This is a genomic window from Salinigranum sp., from assembly GCF_041641895.1.
Classification (GTDB): domain Archaea; phylum Halobacteriota; class Halobacteria; order Halobacteriales; family Haloferacaceae; genus Salinigranum.
This window is the reverse complement of the sequence record NZ_JBEPXO010000079.1, coordinates 1-17,701: the sequence shown is the minus strand read 5'-3', so window position 1 is coordinate 17,701 and position 17,701 is coordinate 1. Positions and strand designations below refer to the sequence as shown.

The following is a 17,701-nucleotide window of genomic DNA, read 5'->3' as shown; positions in this document are numbered from 1 at the left end:
GTTCCGCTCGCCGACGCGCTGACGTCGTCGGTGGCGGCGGCGGACGCGTGGGACCTGGGCGTCCACTTCGGCGAGGACTTCGAACTCGTCTGTACGCTCCCCGAAGCGGCCGTCGACGACGCCACGGCAGCCCTCGCCGACTGTGAGACGTCACTGTCCACCGTCGGCCGTGCCGTCGACGCCGACGCCGGCATCACTGTCGACGCCGACCCGCTGCCGGACCGCGGCTACACACACGGGAGCGAGTAGCCCACCCGGTGACCGGGGCGTCGGGCCTGATTGACGAATCCTTACGCCCGCAGAACGTCCGTCCGAGCGACGGACGAGTTCGACGCGACCGGTCTAGACGCCGATGATCTGGATGGGAACGAGCAGGAAACAGAGCGCCCCGAGCGCGAACGTCAGGACGCCGACGGCCTGTCTACGGCGGTCGAGCGGCGTCTCGTCGATGGGGTCCGCCGGCCCGTTGTAGGCGATGACGGTGGCGAACAGCCCCCAGAACGCCCACAGGCCGACCGACTCGTTGAGGCCGAGCCCCCGCTCGTAGTGGAGGTACCCCGCGAGGCCGAAGAGGACGAGTGGAACCACGGCTGCGACCGTCTCCTGACGTTCACCCAGCATCGCACGGAGCATGTGGCCGCCGTCGAGCTGCCCCACGGGGAGGAGGTTGAGGACGGTGAAGAACATCCCGACCCAGCCGCCGATGATGACCGGGTGGACGGTCTTCGCGGGGTCGGTGTAACTCGTCGGCTGTCCGATGGCGGTGGCGATGAGGTCGAGGAGCGGGGGATTGTTGAAGACGATGACCTCGCCGCTCTGTTCGAGCACCCGCGGCGGCACGGTCAACGGGTCCAGCGAGAGGCCGATGACGGTGACGACGATAGTCGCGGCGAGGCCGGCGAGCGGGCCGGCGACGCCGATGTCGAACAGGGTGCGCCGGTCGGGCATCTGCCCGCGCATCCGGATGATCGCACCGAGCGTCCCGAACGGGAAGATGAACGGGATGAGGTACGGCAGGGAGACGTCGACGCCGTGGTAGCGCCCGAGAACGTAGTGGCCGAGTTCGTGCGCCGAGAGGACGCCGAGGACGGCGACGGTGAAGGGCCACGCCCGAAGCATCGTCAGGGGGTTCTGCTGAATCTGCTCGAGCGGCACGTAGTACCACGCGACGCTCCCGACGAACAGCGTCGAGACGACCGTCGCGACGAACAGTCCCAGGTTCTTCCACGGTATCCCGTCCGGTCCGTTCGACACTGGCTCCGCGACGACGACGTCCTCCCGGCCCGAGCGCGTCGTCGCGAGTCGTGCCTCGTACCCCGCCTCGCGGAACGCGGGCCACACCTCCTCGATGAGTCTGCTCCGCGGGACGAGCGCCTCGCCGTAGAACAGGATTCGTTCCCCGTCCCGGTACGTCTCGCGGAGGTGGAAGACCGACCGGAGGGTCTCCCGTGGCACGTCCGTCTCGGCCGAATCCATCACTCGCGGTAAGTGGGACGGAGCTATAAATCCTGTCCGACGGCGTCGCTCTGCGGACGGATAACGACCGCAAGAAGGGGGGACCGCGGGGACGTGCGGGCGGTTCGACGGCGCGTCTCAGGCCGTGAGCGCGTCGCGGCGTTCGATGCGCCACGTGGTCGCGGACGTGTACGACCACTTCTCGATCTCGAGTTCCGAGGCGGAGTCGCGGAGCTTGACCATCAGGGCGCCGATTTCCTTGGGTGACAGCCCGACGTCGTCCGCGATGAACTTGCTCTTGAAGTACATCTCGCCGTCCTGCGCCTTCTCGAGCAGGTACTGCTTCAGACGTTCTTCCTTCGAGCTGCCGTCGGTGGAGGGGGACGCGGTTGCGCTCATTGTGTTGACCTCGTTTCTCGGATGGCCCTGTGACAGTATATAAACGGAGGAACGTTCGGAGCAGTTCGGATGGTTTCAGCCCACTCGGACGTTTCACGGACGATTCAGAACTCTTCTAGAAACCTTTAGACATTTCACGAAGCCACCAGAATCTTTCAATCGCAAGAGGCATAGCGTGAATAAAAACCGCCGTGAATCGCGTAAAACCCGTCAGACAGGCGGCTTATTTCGGCAACATTTTCTCCATCTGGGGAGGGCGACGTGGCGCGCGCACCACCTCCCGGCCGCCTGTTCGGCGACTGGCTCCGGTCGTGACCGTCACAGAGTGGCCGTCGTCTACCGCGTGTGGCGCCAGAAGGTGTCGTCGACCGTCACCTCCTTCTTGAACAGCGGCACCTTGTCTTTGAGTCGGTTGATGCCGTCCTCGACGGTACGGAACGCCTCCTCGCGGTGACCCGCCAGGACGACGACGAAGACGATGTCCTCGCCGTCGTGGATACGTCCCGTCCGGTGGTGCATCTCGACGTCGAGGACACCCTCCCGTTCCTCCAGCTCGCGACAGATGGTCGCCATCCGCTCGTCGGCGACGCCCTCGTACTTCTCGAACTCGAGCGCCGTCGTCCGGGGGTCGTCGTCCCCGTCCTTCGCGCGGACGCGTCCGGTGAATGTAGCGATCGCACCGGCGCGCTCCGCCCGCGGCGACGACTTGACCCGGTCGACGAGCGTCCCCAGGGTGACGTACGGTTCCACCCCGTCGAGCGCGTCGAGGACCGCGTCGACGTCGGCCGTCTCCGCGTCGGGAGCCGCGTACAGGACGTTCTCTCCGTCCGGGTCGTCCCCGTCGCCCAGCACGACGGACGGGACGTCGGTCGCCGCGTCGAGCCCGAGACAGACGGCGTACGCGTACCGGGGTGCCACGTCGTCCAGGAGGGTGTCGAGCGAGCGGTCGGTTCCGCGCGCGTCCCACGACCCGTCCGCGCCGAGTCGGTACGTGTCACTCGTGACGTCGTCCGCCGGCGTGGACGCGTCGCCCGCCTCGACCCGCACCACCGACCCGTCCAGTCGGGGCAGGAGTCGTGCCGCCAGGTCGTCCGCACCGGGACCGAGGATGCCGAATACTCGCATACTCCCTTCGCGGAGACGAACCGGCTTTAGAATGTCGCCTCCACCGGCCGCTGCGGGTAGTGTGTGTGTGTGGGAGTGAGCCAGTGGTGAACACACTGCCGGGCCCCACGACTTGATAACTCTTAAGCCCCGCTCTCGGCAATCCGGAGCCAATGAGAGTCGTGGTTTCTATCGGTGGGAGCGTTCTCGCCCCGCAACTCGACCCCCAGCGTGTCGAGCGACACGCCGCAGTCATCGAGTCCCTCGCGACCGAGGGGTGCGAACTCGGCGTCGTCGTCGGCGGGGGCGGCGTCGCGCGCGACTACATCAACGCCGCACGCGACCTCGGCGCGAACGAGGTCCAGCTGGACCAGCTCGGAATCGACGTGACGCGCATCAACGCCCGCCTCCTCATCGCGGCGCTCGGCCCGCGCGTCGACCCGAAACCAGCACACACCTACGAGGACGCCGGCGACTCCATCCGCCGGGGCGACGTCTCCGTGATGGGTGGGGTCTCTCCCGGACAGACCACCGACGCGGTGGCCGCGGCGCTCGCCGAGTACGTCAACGCCGACCTCCTCATCTACGCCACGAGCGTCGACGGCGTCTACAACACCGACCCGAACGTCGAGTCGACGGCGGAGAAGTACGACAACCTCTCGGCGAGCGAACTGGTCGACGTCATCGGCGACATCGAGATGAACGCGGGCGCCTCCGCCCCCGTCGACCTCCTCGCCGCGAAACTCATCGAGCGCTCGAAGATGCGGACCATCGTCCTCGACGGCACCGACCCCGACCGTATCGAGGCCGCCGCGCTCCGCGGCGCACACTCGGGGACCGACATCGTCCCCGAGGGGACGGACGAGCACCCGAGCTACTGGGCACAGCGATGAGCGACCCCGACGCTCGCGCCTCCGACGACGGTGCCGGTGGCGGAGACGACCCGGACCACCGCGCCTTCTGGGCGGACAGCGTGGCCGACGAGGTGGAGGCCCGCGACCCCACCGACCCGATCGTCATCAAGGGCGGCGTCTCGCCCTCCGGCATCCCGCACCTCGGCCACTTCAACGAGATCATGCGCGGCTACTACGTCGCCAGCGTACTCCGCGAGCGCGGTCACGAGGTCCGACAGGTCTTCACCTCCGACGACCGCGACGCCCTCCGCAAGGTGCCGCGGACGCTCGCTGACGCCGACTGGAACCTCGTCGGCCTGGGCGACGTCGACGCCGGTGCGCTCGGTCGGAATCTGGGTGTGCCGTACACGGACATCCCGGACCCGTTCGACGACTGCGACCACGACTCCTACGGCGAGCACTTCACCGCACTGCTCGCCGAGAGCGCAGACCGCATCGGCGTCCCGGTGGAGATGCTCTCGAACACCGCGATGTACGAGGCGGGCGAGTTCGACGACGTCGTCCACCACGTCCTCTCGCACGCCGACCGCGCTCGGGAGGTCCTCGGGCAGTACCAAGACGGCGTCGACGACGGGTACGTCCCGTTCATGGCGCAGTGTACCGAGTGTGGACGACTCACCACCGACATCCGCGGCGTGGACCTCGACGCTCGCACCGTCGACTACGTCTGTTCCGGCCTGGAAGCCGGCGGCCAGCAAATCGAAGGATGTGGTCACGAGGGGACGGCCACCTTCCGCGAGGGGAAACTCCCGTGGCGGTTCGAGTGGCCGGCGCAGTGGCAGGTCCTCGGCGTGGACTTCGAGCCCTTCGGGAAGGACCACGCCGAGGGGTCGTGGCCCTCCGGAGAGGACATCGCCGCGAACGTCCTCGGCATCGAGCCGCCGGTTCCGATGACGTACGAGTGGTTCACCCTCAACGGCGAACCGCTCTCCTCCTCGTCGGGGAACGTCGTCACCGTCGACGAGGTGCTCGAACTCCTCGAACCCGAGGTGCTCCGCTACTTCTTCGTCCGTAACCCGAAGAAGGCGAAGGACTTCGACCTCTCGCGACTGAACCAGCTCGTCGACGAGTTCGACCGGTTCGAGCGCGTCTACTTCGGCGAAGTCGAGGACCCGACGCTCGAGGCGTTCGCCGAGCGGGCCTACCCGTTCGTGGTGAGTGAGGTCCGCGAGGAGCGGGTCCGCATCCCCTACACGTTCGCGGCCGTCCTCGGGATGACCGACGACCCCGAGCTACGCGAGCAGATGGCGCGCAACGAGGGCCACCTCACCGACGACACTCCCGAGTGGGCAGTCGAGGCCGCCCTCGCGCGGGTCGAGAAGGCCCGGGCCTGGGCCGAGCGCATGGACAACGAGTACAACTACCGCCTGCAGACCGACCTCCCCGAGACGGCGTTCGATTCGAGTGTCGAGGCGGCACTCGACGACCTCGCCGACTTCGTCGCGGCGGGCCACACCGGCGAGGAGATTCAGGGACAGATGTACGAACTCCCCGAGGAGTACGGCGTCGAGACGGGAGACTTCTTCAACGCCGGCTACCGACTCTTCTTCGACGCCGACTCCGGGCCGCGACTGGGTGAGTTCCTCGGCGAACTCGACCAGGCGTTCGTGGTCCGACGCCTTCGCCGCGAGGGGTAGTCGTCCCCGGTGTCTCGCCGACCCGGAGCGCTCACCGCTCCCCTTCACCGCTCCTTCCTCGTCCCCGGTCCCCCGCCCTGTGGCTCAGTTCCCCTCGATGGCGTCGACGACGACGGTACCGACGACGACGAGTCGGGGGTCGACCGTGCCGGGAGTGAGGTCGATGGAGTACTTGTCGCGGAGGGAGAACTGATCGCCCACGTCGCCGACCTTCTCCCCGGCCGGGGTGACGATGTCGTACGAGAAGGGGATGAGCGTCGTCACCAGCCGTCTGAGCGCGGCCATGAGGTGGTTGTCCTCGCGGAGGACGGCGACGGGGGCCCCGTCGGCGTCCAGGAGCGTGTACTCGTGTTTGAACAGCGAGGCGACTTCGCGCTTGACGCTCCCGACCCGCTCGCCCGTGCGCGAGTCGACGATGTCGTACGCGGCGGCGATGTCGAGGACGCTATCGGCCCGGACGCGGAAGGCCTCCTCGCCGTCGGGCGTGGTGAAGCGGAAGTCCTCTTTCAGTTTGAGTTTCTTCTTCTTCGCGGTGAGGATGGGCGTGTCGCCGTCACCCTCGTAGACGGTGTACTTCGTCCCGATGCCGAACCTCTGGCGGACCTCGTAGTGGGCGGAGTCGAACATGTCGGACACGAGTAGTGGGCGTCGGGACGGCATATCAACCCTCCCTCCGTCACGGTCCCCGTCCGAGGGACACGCTCAAGAGGGTCGCCGCCCATCGTCAACCCGCACATGGGTATTCTCGACATCGCACGCGGAGGCGGGACCGACGAGGAGTCCACGGCGGTCGACGCCACCCCTGACGACGAGACGACGACCCCCGAGGAGCAGGCGAGCGGTGGGAACCGACGGTGGCTCGTCGTCCTCGGTCTCGTCGCCGTGGTGGTCGTTGCGTACCTCGTCTCGCGGCAGCGTGCCGCCCGCGAGGCCGAGTTCACCGAAATCGAACTCGAACCGACGGAGTCGGAGTCAGAATCGGAATCCGCCTCGACGGAGTAACGCCCCCGGTCGTCGTCCACTCGACTCCGACCGCGACGTCGTCCCCTTTTCGTCACACGGAGCGCGCACGCTCTCACACGTGCACAATCCGAACGTCTTTGGGCGTCGCTCCCCTCCCAACGTCTGATGAACACGCTGGTCTGGGTGCTCGTCGGCGTCTTCGCCTACTCGTTCGTCGCGTTCTTCTTGAAGTCGCGCGGCATCCTGCCCTCCTCCGTTCGCGTCCAGGGACCGCTCACCACGCTCCACACGAAACGCGGGCGTGACTTCCTCAACTGGCTCGCGGGACCGAAGCGGTTCTGGCGGGCGTGGAGCAACGTCGGGGTCGGTATCACCCTCGTCGTCATGGTCGGCACGTTCGCGCTCTTGCTCTTCCAGGGGCTCAGCATCCTCCAGAACCCGCCCGCCCCGACGCAGGTGAACCAGCCGCAGAACTTCCTCGTCATCCCCGGCGTGAACGACTTCCTGCCGCTCTCGGTCGCTCCGGAAATCGTCTTCGGCCTGCTCGTGGGACTGGTCGTCCACGAGGGCGGACACGGCCTCCTCTGCCGCGTCGAGGACATCGACATCGAGTCGATGGGGCTGGTCTTCCTCACGGTCATCCCCGTCGGGGCGTTCGTCGAACCGGACGAGGAGAGCCAGCGCGCCGCAGACCGCGGGGGGCGGACCCGGATGTTCGCCGCCGGCGTGACCAACAACTTCGCCATCACCATCGTCGCCTTCGCCCTCCTGTTCGGCCCCGTCGTCGGCGCCATCGGCGTCGCGCCGGGGATGGCCGTTCAGGGCACCTTCGACGGCTCGCCCGCCGGCGACGCCGGCATCGGGAGCGGCGACCGTCTCCTGAGTGTGGCGGGACAGAACGTCTCCTCCGAGAGCCAACTCGACACGGCCCTGGCCGGGACCGACGCCCGGACCGTCGAGGCGACGGTCGACCGCGGCGACGGCCCGACGACCGTCTCGGTGGACCGACGTCTCGTGGTCGTCGGTTCCGTGGGTGGGAACCCGGCGAACCTGACCGTCTCGAACGACGACGACCCCATCACCGTCTCTGCGGTCAACGGGACGCAGGTGTTCACGCGCGCGGGCTTCCGGGCGGCCATCGAGGACGCGACGATGGCGCGTCTCTCGACCAGTCGCGGCATCGTCACCATCCCCATCGGCGCGTACATCACCCGCGTCGCCCCCGACGGCCCGCTCGCCGAGGCCGGTGCGCCGACGAACGACACCCTCATCGTCACCCAGTTCGACGGCGAGCGCATCACCTCGTCGGCCGACCTGAACGCAGCGCTGGACGGGACCGACCCCGGCCAAGAGGTGACCCTCACCGCGCGCGTCGACGAGCGGTCGGAGACGTACACCGTCACGCTCGACGAGAACCCCCGTGACGGCAACGGCTTCCTCGGGGTGAACATCTTCCCCGGGACCAGCGGGCTGGTGCTCACCGACTTCGGGGCACGCTCGTACCCCGCGGGGACCTACCTCACCCTCCTCGGCGGTGAGGGCGGGACTGCCCCGGTGAACGTCGTCGACTCACCGCTCGGCCTCGTCTACGTCGCGCTCATCCTCCCGCTCGCCTCCGTCATCCTCGGCATCCCGAACTTCCCCGGCTTCACCCCCGCCGTGACGAATTTCTACGTCGTGCAGGGACCGCTGTCACTCCTCGGTGACGGCGTGTTCGTCCTCGCGAACCTGCTGTTCTGGACGGCGTGGATCAACCTCCAGTTGGGGCTGTTCAACTGCATCCCGGGCTACCCGCTCGACGGCGGGCGCATCCTCCGCACCGGCACCGAGGCCATCGTCTCGCGGCTGCCCGTCGACAGCCCCCACGCCCTCGTCCGGACGATAACGACGAGCGTCGGTCTCGTCATGCTCGCCTCGCTCGTCCTCCTCATCTTCGGCCCGACGCTGCTGAACTGAGGACGCGGCGCGCGCCGCTCTCACCCGCCCTCGGCATCCGAGGAGCGAGTTCTCACACGGGAGGCACGACTGAATATGCTGGTGCTCCCCGTTTCGTATATAATAAATCTGACTACTTGTTTTCCATACCAAATATAATACTATTGGGAGTGATCGGTGGCGACTATCTCCACTCCACGTCCACCCGGAGCGGTCGAACGTGCTCGAGATGCTCCGAGAGCGCCTGTGAGTGGCCGTCAGGCACACGAACGCCCGGTGCCGCCGAGGCCCCGACCACTCGTGGGGCCGCACCGAGCGGTGAGCGACGGAGCGGACGATATCGGCAGGTAGAGGCGGTAGAGATACGCTGAACCGTCCACGTCACCGTCGCTCGGCCTCGGTCGCGTTCGTCGGACAGATCGATAAATATAAGAAAAGATAGTATAATGCCTGTCGGATACGAACGGCTGAACGACGTGGCCCTCTCGGTCGGATGGCGCCGCCGTCACCCGTCGGGGTGGCGTCGCTCACGTTTAAGGTTCGACCGGGCGAGGTGTGTGACGATGGACCTCATCGAGGCCGCTCTCGGCGACGAGCACCGTGAGATTCGTGACCGGGCCGACGAGTTCGCGACCGACGTCGTCCGGCCGCGGGCCGACGACATCGAACAGACGGACGAGTTCCCGCGGGACGTGATGGAGGCCGCGGGGGAGATGGGGCTACTCGGTCTGCTCCTCCCCGACGGGTACGGCGACCTCTCGTCGGACTTCCTCGGCTACTGTCTCGCGGTCGAGCGCATCGCCGCGGAGAGCGGCGCCGTCGCCGAGTCGATTCAGGGACACACCTTCGCCGCGCTCCCCATCGCGCGGTTCGGCACCGACGCCCAGCACGACCGGTATCTGGACCGGATGGCGAGCGGCGACGCCGTCGGGGCGATGCTCCTCACCGAACCCGACGCCGGGAGTTCCCCCTCACAGCTGTCGACCGTCGCGGAGGCGACCGACGACGGCTACCGCCTGTCGGGCCAGAAGGCGTTCGGGACCAACGCGGGAGTCGCGGACGTCCACCTCGTCGTCGCTCGACGTCGTCCGCAACCGGACGACTCACACGGCGTCAGCGTCTTCCTCGTGCCGAGCGTCGACGAGACGCCCGGCTTCGCGTTCGAGCGGGTCGAGTACATGGGGATGCGCGGACACGTCACCGGCGACTCGACCCTCGACGACGTCTCGGTCCCGGCCGACGCACTCCTCGGCGAGGTCGGGCAGGGGTTCCGCATCGCCATGGGCACCATCGACATGGCGCGGACGGGGCTGGGCGCCATCGGAACCGGCCTCGCCCGCGGGGCGTTCGACCTGGCGGTCGACTACGCCTCCGCTCGCGAGCAGGGGGGGAGCGCCATCGGCGAGTACCAGGCCGTCCAGGTGCTGGTCGCCGACATGTACGCACAGTTGGTGAGCGCCCGACACCTCGTCTACTCGTCGGCGAACCGCATCGCCGAGGGCGCTCCGGACACCCGCGCGTCCAGCGCCGCGAAACTCACCGGCAGCGAGGCCGCGGAGTTCGTCACGCGCAACGCCATCCAGATTTACGGCGGGAAGGGCTACCGGACGGACGAACCGCTCGAACGGTACTTCCGCGACGCGAAGATTCTGAGTCTCATCGGCGGAACGTCCGAGATTCAGCGGACGACTATCGCCCGCGAGACGCTGGACCTCTGAACCGCCGGCCGGACCGCCCCGGTATCACACGCGCCGCCGCCGACTCGAAGAAGAGAACGACGCGGGTCGCGTGCGAGCGTTGTCGACGAGCGGTCTCAGTCGTCGTCTTCGACGACGTCCTCGCCGAGTTCGGCCGTGAGGAAGTCGGGGTCGCGCTTCTCGAGGAAGGCGGAGATACCCTCTTCGGCACCCGGGGTGTCGAACAGCTGGTTCTGGAGTTCGCGCTCGTGGGTGAGCGCGTCGTACAGCGACATCTCCATCCCCTCGTTGACGGCGAGTTTGATGTGTCCGACGGCCTTGTTCGGGAGGCTCGCCACCTCCTTCGCGAACGCAACTGCCTCCTCCTCGGCGGTGCCAGGTTCGACGAGTTCGTCGACGATGCCCGCGTCCCGGGCCTCACTCGGCGTCAGTCGCTCGTCGGTGACCATCATCTTCAGCGCCTTCGCGCGGCCCACGTACCGGGGCAGGAGTTGTGTCCCCGCCTCGCCGGGGATGAGGCCGAGTTTCACCTCGGGGACGCCGAGGTTGTAGCTGTCGTCGTCGCCGGCGTACCGGAGGTCGGTCGCGAGGGCGAACTCGAGGCCGCCGCCCATGCAGTGGCCGTCGATGGCGGCGACGAAGATGGTGTCGGTCGACCGCATCTTGAGGATCGACTCCTTGCTCGTCTGACTCGCGTAGCCGATGTGTTCGGGGCTCTCGTCCTGCAGCGCCTGGATGTCGTAGCCCGACGAGAAGAACTTGTCACTCGTCGAACTCAGCACGGCGGCGCGGATGGTCTCGTCGAACCGGATGGTCTCGACCATCGTCTGGAACTGCAGTACCATGTCCACGTCGTGGGCGTTCGCCGGGGGCTTGTCGAGGCGGACGATTCCCACGTGGCCGTCGCGTTCGGTCTCGAAGTTCTCGAGGTCGAGGTCGTCGAAGGTGTCCATTGCACTCGGCCCGACGTAAGGGATGTACAAATAATTACCGACCGGAAACACAGTCTTCGAGGCCTGTACCGTCCGGTATCGGGCGTTTGAGCGGATGTGGGGGAAGGGCGAACTCAGCGCCCCGTGTCGGGGACGTTCCCGTCGTACTTGATGCGCTCGAACACGGTCCGGCAGTTCCGGCAGTAGTACTGGCTCTTCGATATCTCCGAGCCGAACGCCGAGTGGAGTTCGGTCTCGGTCGACCCGCAGTACGGGCACTCGGGCGTGAGGTCTTCGGTCTTGGTTGGTGACATGGGTGTGGGTGTGGTCGGTGCCGTCTCGTCAGTCCATGGCGAACTCGGCGTTCCGCACGCCGCTGAGCGCCGTCACGTCCTCCTCGCTCACCGTCCCCTCGCCGACGCGGCGGCGACGCTCGTCCCACGCGTCGGCCGCGGGGGCGTCCCAGTCGATGTCGACGTCGGCGAGCGAGACGGGGGTCCCGTCGAGGAGTTCGTCGTACTTCGCGCGGAACGACGACCGGAGCACCGCCGCGGGCCGGTCGGTGAACCCCGCCGCGACGAGCGGGTCGGTCTCCTCGTCGTACGCGGCCGGACCGAGGAAGGCGAGGACGCCCGGGAGCGCCGACGCCATCGCCTCGGTCACCTCGTCGGCTCGTTCGTCGGCCAGCGTCTCCAGCCGCCCGTCGAGGAACTCCAGGTGGAAGAACTCGTCCTGCCCGATTCGGGTGCCGAGTCCGTCGAAGTCCTCGTGGACGATGGCGTCGAGGAGATACCACGCGGCCCGTTCGACGAACCCGAGCGTCACGACGAACTCGACCCACGTCTCCGGATTCTCGTCGAGCGGAGCGGCGTTGGCGAACTCCGCGGGGGAGCGGTCGCCCTCGAGCCAGTCGTCGTCCCGTCCCTGCTGGCCGAGCAGGCGGAACAGCTGGCGGACGTGTCCGAGTTCGTCCTGTGCGGCACTCGCCCCGGCGATGTCGTCCTCCAGCACTGGGCTCGACAGCATCCACTGCGCGTAGCGGTGTGAGAGCAGCAGCTTCGTGTCCGCGACGGCCTGGACGTAGTCGACCGCTTCCGGGGGCCACTCGTCGCTCATAGCTCCCCCGGTGAGTCGGGCATCTGCCCGACGTTGGTCGCGTCGAGCAGGTGGTCCCGTCGGGCCACCACGAGGCGGTCCCAGTCCTCCTCGTCGTACGTCCGGTACGCGTACACCTTCGCCAGACGGTCGTTCGGGGCGTCGACGTTCCCCACGTTGATGAGGTCGTCGCCGGGCTTGATGCGCGCGAACACCTCGTACTTCATAACGCGATCCCGGACTCGCGCATCTTCTCGCGAACCTCGGGCGTCAGCATGCTCTTCTCCCAGATGGGGTCCCACACGACGTCGACCTCGACGGTCGAGACGTCGCGCATGGTGCGCAAGCACGCGCGGACGTCGTCGAGGATCATGTCGTAAGCCGGACAGCCCATGCAGGGGAACGTCATCTCCACGGTGACGTCGGCCCCGCCGGGGCCGTAGTCGACGTGGACGTCGTAGATCATCGCCATCTCGACGAGACTTACCGGGATGTGGGGGTCCGGAATCTCGTCGAGGTTCGCCCAGATTTCCGCCTCGAACTCCGTCGCGTCCTCGCCGGGCCCGAACGGGACGCCGAACTCCTGGGTCTCTGCCGTGCTCATGCGGACACGGGGTCCAGTCGCCCCGACTGTAGCATGTTCACGTACTTCTCGTTGGCGGGCCCGCGGCCGCGCCAGCGGTCGATGACGTCGCTCCAGGAGATGGGCTCGTCGAAGTGCCACGTCTTGGTCTCGGCGTCGAACGCGACGGGGAGGTCGTACTCGACGACGTACTCGCCGGCCTCCTCGTCGTAGTGTGCGGGCACGTCGAGTCCGAGTTCCTCGCACAGCGGGACGGCCGTGCTCATCCACTCCTGCCGGAGTTCGTCGTTCGTCATCGCCTTGATGCGGTAGTCGAGCTGGTCGGAGTGTTTCTTCTCGTCGTCCGACAGGCCGAACCACTCGAGCGCGATGGGGAACATCCAGTCGACGGCGTCCTGGACCTTCGTCTTCGTCTTCTCGTTCTTGTTCGCGAGGCGGCGCATCCACGTCTCGCCGTGGCGCAGGTGGAACTGCTCCTCCTTGCCGACTTTCGTGAGCGCGCGTTTCCAGGGGGCGTAGGAGGTGTTCTCGTGGATGTCGGTCAGGAGGACGATGCCCGCGCGGTCCCACATGCCGTGGGCGGTGACGAGTTCGGCGAAGTTCTCCAGCGGCTGGTCGAAGCCGTAGGTGTTGCGGAACTCGTGGGGTTCGCGGCCGTAGATGAGTTCCTCGCGGTCGTAGCCGAGGTCCTCCAGGAGCCGGTACGCGATGTGACCGTGACCGAGTTCGTCCTGGATGACGCTCACACAGGAGGCCCGAGCGTTGACGCTCGGCGCGTTCATCGACGGTTCGTAGTACGCCGGCGCGCTCATCAGTTCGGTGTCGCCGGAGACGAGGAGGGTCTGGGTGAGGGCCTTCTTGTACCCCTCGGTCATCTCGGACTCGTCCTCGATCATCTTCCCGTCCTGTAGCTGTTGCTTGAGTCGCTCCTCGCTGGTCATTGTCTACTCTCAGGATTCGGGCGAACCTTATTAATTGTTTGCATGGATACCGGTTTCGCCCCGCGTTCGGCCGCCGACGGGCGCGCCGCCGGCCAGCCGACACACCTTTTTGACCTGGGAGCGTGGCCCGTCACATGGACGTAACCATCCGTCACGCGACCCTCGACGACGGTGAGCGACTCCTGGAGCTGTGGCACCAGTTCACCGACGTCCTCTCCCAGTTCGACGAGCGGTACGACCACCGCGAGTCGGCCGACGAACGGTGGCTCTCGTACTTCGAGAACCAACTCGTCGACTCGAAGTACGGGACCGTCATCGTCGCCGAACACGAGGACGAACTGGTCGGCGTGCTCGAGGCCCGCCTGACCGGCGACCACCCCATCTTTCGACTCTCCGACCACGGCTACATCAACGGCCACTTCGTCGTCGACGAGTACCGCGAACAGGGCATCGGAGACGACCTCGTCGACGCCGCAGTCGAGTGGTTCGCCGCCTCCGACCGCGACGTCGACTTCTGCCGCGTCGACGTCCTCGACGGTGACGAGCGTGCCGAGTCGGCGTACCGTCGGATGGGATTCGAACCCGTCGAACACGTCTTCGAACGCAAGGTCGAGTGATGACCGAACGCTACGAGGTCACCTTCGTCGACGAGGGCAGGACGATCGAGGTGCCGGCCGACACGCCCATTCTCGAAGCCGCCGAGGACGCCGGGATGGACCTCCCGTACCAGTGCCGGATGGGCGTCTGCGGGGTCTGTAGCGCCCAGCGTGTCGGCGACGGCGAGGTCGAACAGACCGAGGGGATGTTCCTCTCGGAGAGCGAGAAGGAGGAGGGCTACGTCCTCACCTGCGTCGCACGTGCGCTCTCGAACCTCGAACTCGAGTCGAACTCCGGCCCCTGAACCGCCTCGCCGACTCCCGTCCGTCCCGACCTCCCGTCGGCGTCTTCTCGGTCCCGTCGTGCCGCACCGCCACCTGGCGTCGCCGCGCCCCCACCACCGACGGCAGTATCCCTGGCCGGCGGTCCGTGTTCACGAGTGTGTTTACACATCTGTTTACAATACGCCGTGAGCGAGGCGGCAACGACGTGAGATGCGAACAGTTCTACTGGTGTAATGCCATCGTCCCGCTGTTAGGGGAACCCACACGTCGGTGGCAGAGGCCCCACGCATCGTTCGTTCGCCCCGGCGTCGAGTGAGCTGTTTACATATCTGTTTACAACAGCCCGAGCGTCATCGAGCGTTGTCAGCCGTCGTCCGGCCTGTCACCGGTGTCCGGGCCGGGTCGCGGACTCACGCCGACCGTTCTCCACCTCCCTCGTACGGCCGCCGGTGTTCGTACACCGCCCGTTCGCCGTCTCTCCTCGTCACGTACCCCGCGTCGTGGAGAAACGCGAGGTGTGCCGCGGCCTCGCCGGCCCCGAACTTCACGTGGAGTCCCGCGAGGTCACCGAACAGGTCGCCGGCGACCTCCCAGGGCGTCGCTCGTCCCCGGGCCGCGACCCGATCGGAGACGCGCCGTGTCCGCTCTTCGTGGTGGACTCTGATCTGTTCGATTCGCCGCGGGAGGTCGAGCGACGCTCCGTGCCCCGGGTGGAACTCGCAGGTGCCGAGCCGTCGCTCGAGAGACTCGAGCGACGCGAGATACGCGGCCAGAGGGTTCGAGAGCCGGGTGTCGCTCCCGCCGACGTTCGGTGTGTACGTCGGGAGGAGGCAGTCGCCGACGAACAGGTGGCCGTCGAACGCGACGGCGGCGTGTCCCGCCGTGTGTCCCGGTGTGTGGAGCAGTCGCCCCCCGGCCACCCTGTCCCCGTCGTCGTGGCGTTCGACCGCCGTCTCGGCGGGGAGCGGCGACGGCGTGTCGCCGTCGACGACTGCCTCGACAGTCGTCTCGGGGACACCCCACCGCCGGAGTGCCGCGGCGTCACGTTGCAGTCGTGCGGTCCGCGTCCGCTCGTACGACGCGACGAACGGCGCGTCGCGCGCGTGCATGTGGACCGTCGCGTCGGCGGCGCGCGCGAGACGCGGCGCGAGGCCGGTGTGGTCGGCGTGCCAGTGCGTCACGAAGACGTGGTCGACCGCGCCGACGTCGAGGCCCGCTCCGCGGATGCCCGCTCGGAGCGCGGTCCAGGCCTCCTCGCTCGGCGGGCCGGGGTCGACGACGACGCCCCGTTCCGGGAGGAGGTACGCGCTGTTCGCACCCTCGGGGCTCCCCGCTCCGACGGAGATTCTGACGGGACGTGTCACTCTCGTGTTCCCTCCTCAGACTCGACCGGGTCGAACCCGAGCGACTCCCACCGCTCTCTGACCCCCTCCTGGAGTTCCGCGGGGTACATGGTCTCGAAGGTGACCCGCGGGGCGATGTACTCCTCGTCCCACTGTGGGTCCCACGCGGCGTTGACGTACAACCGGGAGCCGGTCTCGCCGTCCCGCCGGTAGCGCGGGGCAGTCGCCGCTGGTGCCGCCGGGTCGCTGAAGTGCCAGTCGTGCGACGGGTGGGCCTTCACCCACATGTCGTCCAGTGCGCGGGCGAGGTTCTCGACCGAACTGTCCGCGTCGAGGATGACGATCTTGTCGAACGACGACGAGAAGGAGAAGAGCGTGTTCGCCAGCTGCCACTCGAAGCCCGCGTACAGGAGTTCGCTCGCGACGAGACAGAGTCCGAGGCCCGACTCGACCGGGAGCCAGACCCACTCGACGGGCGAGACGCCCCAGTAGCCGTTCACCCGACTCGACAGGCGGGCCGACTCGACGACGCTCGTGACGTGAACGTCGTCGGCGAGTGGGGTCCCGAGCGGCACGCAGGGGAGCAGCGGGTCCGCCCGCGTCGCGACCCGGGCGACCGACAGCGAGAGGGTCGCCGTCGGCACCGTCCGCTCCCACCGGGCCGAGGGGCCGGGTGGCGGTGACGACTCGGCTGTCGCCGTCCCCTCGACGACGACTTCGGCGCTCGCCGGCAGCAGCCCGCCGTCGACGGGTGCGATGTCCGTCGTCCCCAGTGCCGCCGCGATGGTCGGCGTGTCCCGGTCGCGCCAGGGGCGTGCTCCGGTCGCTTGCAGGTGTGCCGCTAGCGTCGCCGCCGTCGGGACGCCGAGCGCGAGGGCGGCAGGCCCGTCGCTCGCGGCCTCGGCGAACCGCTCGGGGACGCTGAGTCGCAGCGTCGTCCGCCCCTCGACGACGCCGCGGACGGGTGCCCACTGCGTCTCCCCGTCGACAGTCGTCGAAGCGATGCCCGTCGTCACCAGCGGCGCCGACGTCGGTGTCGACACCGGCAGACAGAGCGCGGTCACGTCCCGTGCTGCCCGATCGGCTTCGAGTGGCGCCTCCTCGACGGCTGCTGGCTCGGTTCCCGCCGCTCGGACGACGCGCAGCAACGACCGGTACGGCGCGTCGGCGTCGAGGCCGAGCGCCGTCACACACCGTCGCCAGGGGAGCCGCGACCGCTGGACGGTCTGGTCGGGGCCGCCGCGAACGCCGCTCACCAGCCGACCGGTCCCCGGCACGTCGGTGAAGAGCACCGCCGGGCCGTTCGCGCGGGCGGCCTCACTGGCGACGGCGAACGGTTCCTCGCCGCCGGCCAACCGCTCGTCGACGCGGAGCAAGTCGCCGTCCGCGTCGAGTCGTTCGACGCTCGCCCGGAAGTCCAGCGCGTTCATCGCACCTCCTCCGTGGCGTCGGCGAGCGTGAGTCGGTCCGCCGGCATCCCCGCCGCCGCGAGCACCGACTGGGCGCGCGCCCTCGCCTCACGTGTCAGATCGATTGAATCCTCTCCCTCTGTCGGGTCCCGCGTGGCGTCGATGTACGCCTTCGCCGTCTTCGCCTTCGAGGTCCCCGTCTGTGCGTCACCCTTCTCATCGGGTGTCTGATAGATGTTCAGCGGCACCTTCGGCATCGTCTCGGTCCCGAACTGGTGGAAGTCCGCGTCGGGGTCCGCGTGGAGCGCGATGGCCTCGAGGACGGCGCGCGTGTCCAGCGGGTCGACGTCCGCGTCGACAAAGACGAAGAAGTCGATGTGGAGCATCCCCCAGGTGGTGAAGATGAAGTTCGC

The 17,701-nt window shown here is 67.9% G+C and carries 19 protein-coding genes and 2 pseudogenes; 8 read left to right on the top strand and 13 right to left on the bottom strand.

Annotated elements, in window-relative coordinates; genetic code table 11:
• Positions 1-249: pseudogene (locus ACESK5_RS15300) on the top strand (thiamine-phosphate kinase); the annotation flags it as partial.
• 93 nt (positions 250-342) lie between these two features.
• Here the strand turns inward: ACESK5_RS15300 and ACESK5_RS15295 are convergent.
• From ACESK5_RS15295 to ACESK5_RS15285, 3 genes are all read right to left on the bottom strand, one after another.
• Positions 343-1,476, bottom strand: a complete 1,134-nt coding sequence (locus ACESK5_RS15295) for a site-2 protease family protein (RefSeq protein WP_372912447.1) — start codon at positions 1,474-1,476, stop codon at positions 343-345.
• Positions 1,477-1,593: 117 nt separating this feature from the next.
• Entirely contained in the window at positions 1,594-1,854 is a 261-nt protein-coding gene (locus ACESK5_RS15290; RefSeq protein ID WP_372912446.1) for a hypothetical protein, read from the bottom strand.
• Between the two features lie 336 nt (positions 1,855-2,190).
• Entirely contained in the window at positions 2,191-2,979 is a 789-nt protein-coding gene (locus tag ACESK5_RS15285) for a molybdopterin synthase (RefSeq protein ID WP_372912445.1), read from the bottom strand.
• A gap of 152 nt (positions 2,980-3,131) precedes the next feature.
• On the opposite strand from ACESK5_RS15285, the gene pyrH reads away from it, so the two are divergent.
• Complete coding sequence (gene pyrH, locus ACESK5_RS15280; protein WP_372912444.1) at positions 3,132-3,851, top strand: UMP kinase; 720 nt, start codon at positions 3,132-3,134, stop codon at positions 3,849-3,851.
• Positions 3,848-5,509: a lysine--tRNA ligase gene (gene lysS / locus ACESK5_RS15275; RefSeq protein WP_372912443.1), complete on the top strand. Its 1,662-nt coding sequence runs from the start codon at positions 3,848-3,850 to the stop codon at positions 5,507-5,509. The genes pyrH and lysS overlap by 4 nt, the downstream gene beginning before the upstream one ends.
• Positions 5,510-5,593: 84 nt before the next feature.
• On the opposite strand, the gene ACESK5_RS15270 is transcribed toward lysS, so the two are convergent.
• On the bottom strand, positions 5,594-6,136 hold the full coding sequence (locus ACESK5_RS15270; RefSeq protein WP_372912448.1) for a hypothetical protein: 543 nt from the start codon (positions 6,134-6,136) through the stop codon (positions 5,594-5,596).
• A 108-nt stretch (positions 6,137-6,244) separates the two neighbouring features.
• Between ACESK5_RS15270 and ACESK5_RS15265 the strand changes: the two genes are divergently transcribed.
• From ACESK5_RS15265 to ACESK5_RS15255, 3 genes are all read left to right on the top strand, one after another.
• Positions 6,245-6,511, top strand: a complete 267-nt coding sequence (locus ACESK5_RS15265; RefSeq protein WP_372912442.1) for a hypothetical protein — start codon at positions 6,245-6,247, stop codon at positions 6,509-6,511.
• 126 nt (positions 6,512-6,637) lie between these two features.
• Complete coding sequence (locus tag ACESK5_RS15260; RefSeq protein ID WP_372912441.1) at positions 6,638-8,428, top strand: site-2 protease family protein; 1,791 nt, start codon at positions 6,638-6,640, stop codon at positions 8,426-8,428.
• 542 nt (positions 8,429-8,970) lie between these two features.
• Positions 8,971-10,125, top strand: a complete 1,155-nt coding sequence (locus ACESK5_RS15255) for an acyl-CoA dehydrogenase family protein (protein ID WP_372912440.1) — start codon at positions 8,971-8,973, stop codon at positions 10,123-10,125.
• 95 nt (positions 10,126-10,220) lie between these two features.
• Here the strand turns inward: ACESK5_RS15255 and ACESK5_RS15250 are convergent, their stop codons facing one another.
• From ACESK5_RS15250 to ACESK5_RS15225, 6 genes are all read right to left on the bottom strand, one after another.
• Positions 10,221-11,057 carry an enoyl-CoA hydratase/isomerase family protein gene (locus ACESK5_RS15250; protein ID WP_372912439.1) on the bottom strand — a complete coding sequence of 279 codons (837 nt, stop codon included), beginning with the start codon at positions 11,055-11,057 and terminating at the stop codon, positions 10,221-10,223.
• Between the two features lie 113 nt (positions 11,058-11,170).
• Entirely contained in the window at positions 11,171-11,350 is a 180-nt protein-coding gene (locus ACESK5_RS15245) for a hypothetical protein (protein WP_372912438.1), read from the bottom strand.
• Positions 11,351-11,378: 28 nt separating this feature from the next.
• Entirely contained in the window at positions 11,379-12,152 is a 774-nt protein-coding gene (locus ACESK5_RS15240) for a Phenylacetic acid catabolic protein (protein WP_372912437.1), read from the bottom strand.
• Positions 12,149-12,358 carry a phenylacetic acid degradation PaaB family protein gene (locus ACESK5_RS15235; protein WP_372912436.1) on the bottom strand — a complete coding sequence of 70 codons (210 nt, stop codon included), beginning with the start codon at positions 12,356-12,358 and terminating at the stop codon, positions 12,149-12,151. Before ACESK5_RS15235 ends, ACESK5_RS15240 begins: the two co-directional genes overlap by 4 nt.
• Positions 12,355-12,735: a metal-sulfur cluster assembly factor gene (locus ACESK5_RS15230; protein ID WP_372912435.1), complete on the bottom strand. Its 381-nt coding sequence runs from the start codon at positions 12,733-12,735 to the stop codon at positions 12,355-12,357. Before ACESK5_RS15230 ends, ACESK5_RS15235 begins: the two co-directional genes overlap by 4 nt.
• Positions 12,732-13,655, bottom strand: coding sequence for a Phenylacetic acid catabolic protein (locus ACESK5_RS15225; protein ID WP_372912434.1), 924 nt, complete (start codon positions 13,653-13,655; stop codon positions 12,732-12,734). Before ACESK5_RS15225 ends, ACESK5_RS15230 begins: the two co-directional genes overlap by 4 nt.
• A gap of 134 nt (positions 13,656-13,789) precedes the next feature.
• Between ACESK5_RS15225 and ACESK5_RS15220 the strand changes: the two genes are divergently transcribed.
• Positions 13,790-14,272 (top strand): N-acetyltransferase family protein, encoded by a 483-nt coding sequence (locus tag ACESK5_RS15220; RefSeq protein WP_372912433.1) that lies wholly within the window; start codon positions 13,790-13,792, stop codon positions 14,270-14,272.
• On the top strand, positions 14,272-14,556 hold the full coding sequence (locus ACESK5_RS15215) for a 2Fe-2S iron-sulfur cluster-binding protein (protein ID WP_372912432.1): 285 nt from the start codon (positions 14,272-14,274) through the stop codon (positions 14,554-14,556). Before ACESK5_RS15220 ends, ACESK5_RS15215 begins: the two co-directional genes overlap by 1 nt.
• A 390-nt stretch (positions 14,557-14,946) precedes the next feature.
• On the opposite strand, the gene ACESK5_RS15210 is transcribed toward ACESK5_RS15215, so the two are convergent.
• The 3 genes and pseudogenes from ACESK5_RS15210 to ACESK5_RS15200 all read right to left on the bottom strand — a co-directional run.
• Positions 14,947-15,900 carry an MBL fold metallo-hydrolase gene (locus ACESK5_RS15210; protein WP_372912431.1) on the bottom strand — a complete coding sequence of 318 codons (954 nt, stop codon included), beginning with the start codon at positions 15,898-15,900 and terminating at the stop codon, positions 14,947-14,949.
• Positions 15,897-17,309, bottom strand: coding sequence for a UbiD family decarboxylase (locus ACESK5_RS15205; RefSeq protein WP_372912430.1), 1,413 nt, complete (start codon positions 17,307-17,309; stop codon positions 15,897-15,899). The genes ACESK5_RS15210 and ACESK5_RS15205 overlap by 4 nt, the downstream gene beginning before the upstream one ends.
• Positions 17,306-17,701, bottom strand: a pseudogene (locus ACESK5_RS15200) (UbiD family decarboxylase); the annotation flags it as partial. The gene ACESK5_RS15205 and the pseudogene ACESK5_RS15200, both read right to left, overlap by 4 nt.

Bases quoted from the DNA above. Each gene is read 5' to 3' on its own strand.
- ACESK5_RS15205 (WP_372912430.1), bottom strand. From the start codon at position 17,309: ATGAACGCGCTGGACTTCCGGGCGAGCGTCGAACGACTCGACGCGGAC.
- ACESK5_RS15285 (WP_372912445.1), bottom strand. From the start codon at position 2,979: ATGCGAGTATTCGGCATCCTCGGTCCCGGTGCGGACGACCTGGCGGCA.
- ACESK5_RS15230 (WP_372912435.1), bottom strand. From the start codon at position 12,735: ATGAGCACGGCAGAGACCCAGGAGTTCGGCGTCCCGTTCGGGCCCGGC.
- ACESK5_RS15290 (WP_372912446.1), bottom strand. From the start codon at position 1,854: ATGAGCGCAACCGCGTCCCCCTCCACCGACGGCAGCTCGAAGGAAGAA.
- ACESK5_RS15295 (WP_372912447.1), bottom strand. From the start codon at position 1,476: ATGGATTCGGCCGAGACGGACGTGCCACGGGAGACCCTCCGGTCGGTC.
- ACESK5_RS15225 (WP_372912434.1), bottom strand. From the start codon at position 13,655: ATGACCAGCGAGGAGCGACTCAAGCAACAGCTACAGGACGGGAAGATG.
- ACESK5_RS15255 (WP_372912440.1), top strand. From the start codon at position 8,971: ATGGACCTCATCGAGGCCGCTCTCGGCGACGAGCACCGTGAGATTCGT.
- ACESK5_RS15240 (WP_372912437.1), bottom strand. From the start codon at position 12,152: ATGAGCGACGAGTGGCCCCCGGAAGCGGTCGACTACGTCCAGGCCGTC.
- ACESK5_RS15215 (WP_372912432.1), top strand. From the start codon at position 14,272: ATGACCGAACGCTACGAGGTCACCTTCGTCGACGAGGGCAGGACGATC.
- ACESK5_RS15260 (WP_372912441.1), top strand. From the start codon at position 6,638: ATGAACACGCTGGTCTGGGTGCTCGTCGGCGTCTTCGCCTACTCGTTC.
- ACESK5_RS15220 (WP_372912433.1), top strand. From the start codon at position 13,790: ATGGACGTAACCATCCGTCACGCGACCCTCGACGACGGTGAGCGACTC.
- ACESK5_RS15245 (WP_372912438.1), bottom strand. From the start codon at position 11,350: ATGTCACCAACCAAGACCGAAGACCTCACGCCCGAGTGCCCGTACTGC.
- ACESK5_RS15235 (WP_372912436.1), bottom strand. From the start codon at position 12,358: ATGAAGTACGAGGTGTTCGCGCGCATCAAGCCCGGCGACGACCTCATC.
- ACESK5_RS15270 (WP_372912448.1), bottom strand. From the start codon at position 6,136: ATGTTCGACTCCGCCCACTACGAGGTCCGCCAGAGGTTCGGCATCGGG.
- lysS (WP_372912443.1), top strand. From the start codon at position 3,848: ATGAGCGACCCCGACGCTCGCGCCTCCGACGACGGTGCCGGTGGCGGA.
- pyrH (WP_372912444.1), top strand. From the start codon at position 3,132: ATGAGAGTCGTGGTTTCTATCGGTGGGAGCGTTCTCGCCCCGCAACTC.
- ACESK5_RS15265 (WP_372912442.1), top strand. From the start codon at position 6,245: ATGGGTATTCTCGACATCGCACGCGGAGGCGGGACCGACGAGGAGTCC.
- ACESK5_RS15250 (WP_372912439.1), bottom strand. From the start codon at position 11,057: ATGGACACCTTCGACGACCTCGACCTCGAGAACTTCGAGACCGAACGC.